This window comes from Oerskovia sp. NPDC056781, assembly GCF_042789955.1.
Lineage (GTDB): Bacteria > Actinomycetota > Actinomycetes > Actinomycetales > Cellulomonadaceae > Oerskovia > Oerskovia rustica.
Genome location: NZ_JBHUAD010000268.1, coordinates 1 through 5,012, shown reverse-complemented (window position 1 = coordinate 5,012; position 5,012 = coordinate 1). Strand labels below are relative to the sequence as shown.

The window sequence follows — 5,012 nt, the reverse complement described above, 5'->3', positions numbered from 1 at the left end:
GAGGCGTCGTCGGGCCCGACCGCGCCTCCCCCGCGAGCGTCGACGGCTCGCCGGGCTGCGTCACGCCCCGCCGCCCTGCCGGTGCGCGGCCGCCTGGGCGGCCGACACCGGGTAGAACTGCGCGAACTTCTTGTACTGCTTGAGCTCCGACAGCCAGACCCACAGCGAACGCCGCGGGTCGCGGTCCTGGCTGTACTTGAGCGGGTGCGCCACGCGACGCACCTTCTTGAGCCGGCTCGCGACCGTGGGGTCGCTCATGCTCGGCAGGTACTTCTTCAGGAGCGGGCCGGGCACGATCCGGTAGAGGATCGGGACGCGCCGGGGATCCGGGGTGCGCCCCTGCTGCAGATGCTCCCCCACCCAGTACGTGACCGGGTTGATGCCGCTCGCGGTCAGGTAGTAGTTCGACCGGCCCGTGCGCGGGTTGAGCTCGAAGAAGTGCGCCCGCCCGTCGCGCGGGTCCACCTTGATGTCGAAGTTCGCGAACCCCGTCCACCCCAGGTGCTCGACGAGGCGACGCGCGTCGGCCTCGACCTGCGGGAGCACCTCGGTGAGGATGGCCGCCGGGTTGCCCAGCGTGCCCGGGGTGTGCTCCTCGATGAGGACGCGGCCGCCGTGCGCCATGCGCACGGTGCCGTCCTGGGCGGAGAACGTCGTCATGATCTGCATCTGCGAGTCGTTGCCCGGGACGAACTCCTGGATGATGAACGGCTCGCGGTACCCCGCCTCGCCCGCCGCCCGCAGCAACCACTCGAGCTGCGAGACGTCCGTGAGGTGGTGCACCTTCTGCTTCCCGGCGAAGGACGTGTGGTGGTAGGCCACGTTGTCGCCCGGCTTGGCCACGATCGGGAACCGCAGGCCGAGCTCGCCGACCCGCTCGCCCCCGCGGCGCACCACCGTGCGGGGGTGTGGGACCCCCAGCTCGTGGCACAGCTCGGAGAAGCGCTGCTTGTCCATGACGCGGTCCAGCAGGTCCACGCTCGTGTACGGCACGACCGCGACGTCCTCGATCTTGGCCCGCTGCTCGGAGAGCGCGCGGACGTACCAGTCGGTGCACGTGACGACCATGACCGGGGCCGTGGCCTGGGCCGCGAGCCGACGGATCGTGGCGACCATGACCTCCGGGTCGTCGAGCCGGGGCTCGATGACGTTGGTCAGGATCTGCGAGTACCGCATGTTCCGGGTCGAGACGATCGAGACGACGGTGCTGTGCACGCCGTACGCCTCGTGAAAAGCGCGGGCCAGGCTGTAGGCACCCGCATCACCCCCGAGGATGATGGGGTGCACCACAGCCGGCCGGGTCACCCCTCGGCTCACGCGTCGCCTTCAGCGCTCTCGCTGCGGTCACCGGACCACTCGGTGTGGAACACACCGGGCTTGTCCACGCGCTGGTACGTGTGCGCCCCGAAGAAGTCGCGCTGCGCCTGGATCAGCGCGGCGGGCAGACGCTCCGCGCGCACGCCGTCGTAGTACGCGAGCGACGACGAGAACGCGGGCGTCGGGACGCCGTTGAGCGCGGCCTGCGACACGACGCGACGCCAGGACGAGACGCCCTCGCCGACGGTCTGCGTGAAGTACGGGTCGGCGAGCAGGAGCGGGAGGTCCTCGTCGCGCTCGTACGCCTCGGTGATGCGGTTGAGGAAGCGGGCCCGGATGATGCAGCCACCTCGCCAGATGCGGGCCATGGCCCCACGGTCGATGTTCCAGCCGAACTCCTGGGACGCCGCGGCGATCTGGTCGAAGCCCTGCGAGTACGCGACGACCTTCGAGGAGTACAGCGCGCGACGGACGTCCTCGACGAACGCGTCGCGGTCCGTGATCTCCCACGTGCCGGCGTCGGCGGGCAGCACGCCCACGGCCGCGGTGCGCTGAGGCACCGAGCCCGACAGCGCACGGGCGAACGTCGCCTCGGCGATCCCCGTGATCGGGACGCCCAGGTCGAGGGCGTTCTGGACCGTCCAGCGGCCCGTGCCCTTCTGCTCGGCCCGGTCGAGGATGACGTCGACGAAGGCCTTGCCGGTCTCGGCGTCGACGTGCTGGAGCACGTCGGCCGTGATCTCGATGAGGAACGACTCGAGGTCGCCCTTGTTCCACTCGGCGAAGATCTCGCCGATCTCCTGGGCGGAGGCGCCGAGGCCCTGCTTCAGGAGGTCGTACGCCTCGGCGATGAGCTGCATGTCGGCGTACTCGATGCCGTTGTGCACCATCTTGACGAAGTGACCCGCGCCGTCCGGACCGACGTACGTGCAGCAGGGCACGCCGTCGACCTTGGCGGAGATGTCCTCGAGGATCGGACCGAGGGTCTCGTAGGACTCGGGGGCGCCGCCGGGCATGATGCTCGGGCCGTTGAGCGCGCCCTCCTCACCGCCCGAGACACCGGTGCCCACGTAGTGCAGGCCCTTCTCCTTGAGCTCGGCCTCGCGGCGACGCGTGTCGGGGAAGTGCGCGTTGCCCGCGTCGATGATGATGTCGCCCTGCTCGAGGAGCGGGACGAGCTCGGCGATCACGGCGTCGGTCGCGGCGCCGGCCTTGACCATGACGACGACCTTGCGGGGGCGCTCGAGCGAGGCGACGAAGTCCGCCATCGACTCGGAGGGGATGAAATCGCCGTCGCTGCCGTGGTCCGCGATGAGCGACTGCGTCTTGGCGAAGGAGCGGTTGTGCACCGCGGTCGTGTAGCCGTGACGGGCGAAGTTGCGGGCCAGGTTGCGGCCCATGACCGCGAGTCCGGTGACGCCGATCTGTGCGCGGGCTGACATCTGCTGTGCTCCTCGGGGTAGGTGCGGGCACCGGCGAGCAGGAGTCCCGGACGCCGGCGAGACGAGCCGACGACGAGCGCCGGCGGACACTCAGGACAGCCTAGTCCGGCGATCACGATTCGATCTCCTCCGCGCGCCTTACCTCCAGGATGTGGACATCTGCTCGTACTGTGCCGCTGTGATCAAGTCCGGAGAACCGCAGGCACCGCCGGACTTCCTGCGTGCCCTGGAGTCGATCGGCCGCCGCCGGGTGCGCCCCGAGGTCAGGCTGCGCGAGGTCACGGCTCCGAGCCGCATCGCCCCCTTCGCCCTGGCGCTCACGGGCGAGGTCGACGGGACCGACGCCGCGGGCGAGGCGCTCGCGAGCGGCCGGTTCATCGTGCTGCACGACCCGGCGGGCCAGGAGTCCTGGCACGGGACGTTCCGGGTCGTGACGCTCGTGCGTGCGACCCTCGACCCCGAGCAGGCCACCGACCCGCTCCTCGGGGAGGTCGCGTGGACCTGGCTCGAGGAGGCTCTCGACCACGCAGGGGTCGACGCGCTCGCCGAGGGCGGCACCGTGACCCGTGTCCTGTCAGAGAGCTTCGGCGCCCTCGCGGGCCAGGCGAACGGCGTCGACCTCGAGATCCGGGCCTCGTGGACGCCCCTCTCGACCGACCTGGGACCCCACCTGGACGCCTGGTCCACGCTGCTGTGCACGGCCGCCGGTCTGCCGCCGCTCCCGGACGGCGTGACGTCGTTGCGCTCGCGACGCAATACCGTGGGTCCATGAGCTCGGCCCACACCCCCTCGTTCTCGCACGCGCCCGACGGCCGCGGCGGTGCCCACGCGGCGTCCGTCCCGGAACCGGCCGACGCGCAGGACGCACCCGTCGCGCCCGTCGCGCCCACCCCTGCTGCCCCCGCTGCACCGTCTGTACCGTCAGTACCGTCAGTGATACCGCTCACCGAGCCCGCCGACGGCGTCGGCCCGGTGATCGACACCCCCGAGGCCTTCGCCGAGGTCGTCGCAGCGTTCGCGGCGGCCTCCGGCCCCGTCGCGGCCGACGCCGAGCGCGCCTCGGGCTACCGGTACGGCCAGCGCACGTACCTCGTCCAGGTCCGCCGCGAGGGCGCCGGGACCGCGCTCATCGACCCCATCGGGGTCCCCGACCTCTCGCCGCTGCGCGAGGCCGTGGGCGACGCCGAGTGGATCCTGCACGCCGCCTCGCAGGACCTGCCCGGTTTTGCCGAGCAGAACCTGTTCCCCGCCCGCATCTTCGACACCGAGCTCGCGGCCCGCCTGCTGGGCATGGAGCGTGTGGGGCTGGCCGCGGTCATCGCGGAGGTCCTGGGCCTCGGTCTCGCCAAGGAGCACTCGGCCGCGGACTGGTCCACGCGACCGCTGCCCGTGGACTGGCTGCGCTACGCGGCGCTCGACGTCGAGGTGCTCATCCCGCTGCGCAAGATCCTGGGCGAGCGGCTCGAGGAGCAGGGCAAGTCCGAGTGGGCCGCGCAGGAGTTCGAGGCCGTGCGCACCGCTCCCCCGCCGCCGCCCCGCGAGGAGCCGTGGCGTCGCACGTCGGGTGTGCACGCGCTGCGCAACCCGCGCAGCCTGGCGGTCGTGCGCAGCCTGTGGGAGGCGCGCGACGAGAACGCCCGTCGTCGGGACATCGCCCCGGGCCGGGTCCTGCCCGACCGTGCGATCGTCGCGGCGGCCCAGGCCATGCCGCGCTCGGTGCCCGAGCTCGTCCGGCTGCCCGCGTTCTCGGGACGCAACACTGCCCGTCGTGCGGCGTCGTGGCAGCAGGCGATCGACAAGGCACTGGCCCTGCCTCAGGACGCCCTGCCGAGCTCGCGCGGGCCCCGCAGCGACGCCCCGCCGCCCCCGCGCGCGTGGGCCGAGCGCGACCCCGAGGCTGCCCGTCGCCTGGACGCGGCGCGCGCCGTCGTTCAGCGCCTCTCGGACGAGCACGACGTCCCGCTCGAGAACCTCCTGCAGCCCGACGCGCTGCGTCGCGTGTGCTGGACGCCGCCCACGCCGCTGGACACCGAGCACGTCGCGCAGTTCCTGCGCGGGCGCGGTGCCCGCGAGTGGCAGGTCGGGCTCGTGGCCGGGCCTCTCGCTGCGGCCCTCGCCGACCCCGGGTCGGTCCCGCGTCCTGCGCCCGCGCCGGGCACGGGGGCCAAGTCCCGCTCGGACGACGGCGGCGACCTGAGCCGACCGGGAACCGACTGATCCCGGCCCGGACCCGAGGGCCCGGACGACGCGACG

At 72.6% G+C, this 5,012-nt stretch carries 4 protein-coding genes; 2 read left to right on the top strand and 2 right to left on the bottom strand.

The window, feature by feature from the left end:
* Nucleotides 1-60: 60 nt before the first annotated feature.
* A complete protein-coding gene (locus ACFRCR_RS16840; protein ID WP_377679129.1) occupies nt 61-1,215 on the bottom strand; it encodes a carboxylate--amine ligase in 1,155 nt (384 codons plus the stop codon).
* A gap of 98 nt (nt 1,216-1,313) precedes the next feature.
* Nucleotides 1,314-2,759, bottom strand: a complete 1,446-nt coding sequence (gene gndA / locus ACFRCR_RS16835) for an NADP-dependent phosphogluconate dehydrogenase (RefSeq protein ID WP_377679127.1) — start codon at nt 2,757-2,759, stop codon at nt 1,314-1,316.
* A 178-nt stretch (nt 2,760-2,937) separates the two neighbouring features.
* Between gndA and ACFRCR_RS16830 the strand changes: the two genes are divergently transcribed.
* Both ACFRCR_RS16830 and ACFRCR_RS16825 read left to right on the top strand, forming a co-directional pair.
* Nucleotides 2,938-3,531, top strand: coding sequence for a DUF3000 domain-containing protein (locus ACFRCR_RS16830; protein WP_318243987.1), 594 nt, complete (start codon nt 2,938-2,940; stop codon nt 3,529-3,531).
* On the top strand, nt 3,528-4,976 hold the full coding sequence (locus ACFRCR_RS16825; RefSeq protein ID WP_377679125.1) for an HRDC domain-containing protein: 1,449 nt from the start codon (nt 3,528-3,530) through the stop codon (nt 4,974-4,976). Before ACFRCR_RS16830 ends, ACFRCR_RS16825 begins: the two co-directional genes overlap by 4 nt.
* The last annotated feature ends 36 nt before the right edge of the window (nt 4,977-5,012 follow it).